This is a genomic window from Paenibacillus sp. NEAU-GSW1 (assembly GCF_009737085.1).
In the GTDB taxonomy this organism is placed as follows: domain Bacteria; phylum Bacillota; class Bacilli; order Paenibacillales; family Paenibacillaceae; genus Pristimantibacillus.
The window spans coordinates 1-1,558 of record NZ_WOVL01000057.1 but is presented as its reverse complement, the minus strand read 5'-3'; the positions used below and the strand labels follow the sequence as shown (position 1 = coordinate 1,558).

Annotated in this window: 1 protein-coding gene; it reads left to right on the top strand. The window is 43.1% G+C overall.

From position 1 onward, the window contains the following. The first annotated feature begins 241 nt into the window (after positions 1-241). Entirely contained in the window at positions 242-1,441 is a 1,200-nt protein-coding gene (locus tag GOM71_RS23615; protein WP_156285569.1) for an IS110 family RNA-guided transposase, read from the top strand. The last annotated feature ends 117 nt before the right edge of the window (positions 1,442-1,558 follow it).

The window sequence follows — 1,558 nt, the reverse complement described above, 5'->3', positions numbered from 1 at the left end:
TTCGTATTATTAGGTCAACCAGAGATTACTGGTTGGCCTTTTTTAATGGTCGTTTTATGATGGCGGTAGCCGGGAGAACGTGACAGCCCCTGGGGAATTACCCCGTACTAAAAACAGTTCTCCCACTACTCCCTACTACCATGTTTGAGCTGGTTGAGGCGTTTGACCTCGTATCACAAGCGAAGCTGTGGAGTTGGAACCATTGTGGGATTACCGGCGAAAAAGTAATAGGAGGAAGTAAATGAGACCCGTTGTTGGCATTGATGTAGCAAAAGGAAAATCAGTCATACAAGCATTCATTAAACGTAATGCTCCTTATGGTCGAGATCAAGTGATATGGCATACACCAAATGGCATAGAACGACTACTTCAAGTTTTAGTCGAATTAGAAATGACGACTAAGATGAAACCCGTTGTCATTTTAGAACCAACCGGACACTACCATCGTACTCTCGTTCAGCGAATACAAAGCGAAGGGTATGACATAATACTAGTTAATCCTTTGCAGGCCCAAAGAGCCCGGAGGACAAGTTTGCGTAAAGTCAAAACAGATGCTTCCGATGCTTGGCACTTAGGAGACTTGTACTATCAAGAGGAAGAGTGGTTAGTCCATCCTTGTCGTGAAGAACATCTCATGGACTTGCAATTTCTAACTAGACATCACGAGTTCATTACAAGCCTCTATGTGCAAGCAAAGTTAAACATGCGGACGCTGCTGGATCAAGTATTTCCAGGGTACGAGGGGGTGTTTAAAGATTTGTTTTCTAAAACCTCTCTTAACCTGCTCGACATGTGTTTATCGCAAGAAGGTGTCCAAAGCAGGGATGACGAAGGATGGATTCAAGCTGTGAGGGAAGCAACAAGAGCCTCTCGTTCAGAAGCTTGGATGAAACGCAAAGTGGATCATTTAAAGACAGCTGTACTCCAGAATCCTGTCACACATGTCCCCTTCGGATTAGAAACAGCTCTACGCAGCCTGCTAGCTACTGTTCGTGAACTTCAATTCCAACTAAGAGAACTTGAGAAAACAATTTTGGAGCTGTCTGAAATAATCGAGGAAGTACAGTTATTGGAGACCATACCTGGTGTAGGGACGAAGATAGCCGCTTCAATCATCGCGGAAATTGGTGATGCCTCTCAATTTAGATATCCTAAACAATTAGTGGCTTATGCGGGGCTTGATCCGAGTGTTTTCAGTTCAGGAAAGTTCACAGCTACTCAAAACCGCATTACAAAACGGGGATCCAAACGATTAAGGCGTGCTGTTTATTTAGCCGTCACATGCGGTTTGAGAGCAGGATTAAATCTTCGAATGCGAGAGTACTATGACAAGAAAAAAAGTGAAGGGAAGCCCCATAAGGTAGCTGTGATCGCTTGCGCCAACAAGTTACTACATCACATCTACGCTATGCTCAAAAGAAGGCAACCCTACACTTTATAACTCATTAGTTCCATAAACTTCCATGCACGTGGAGGTTTATTTGTTGTACTTATTTTTTAGTATAGCAAATCTTAAGCCATTCAAAAAGCTTAGCTTGACATACCATTAGCTGGTTTT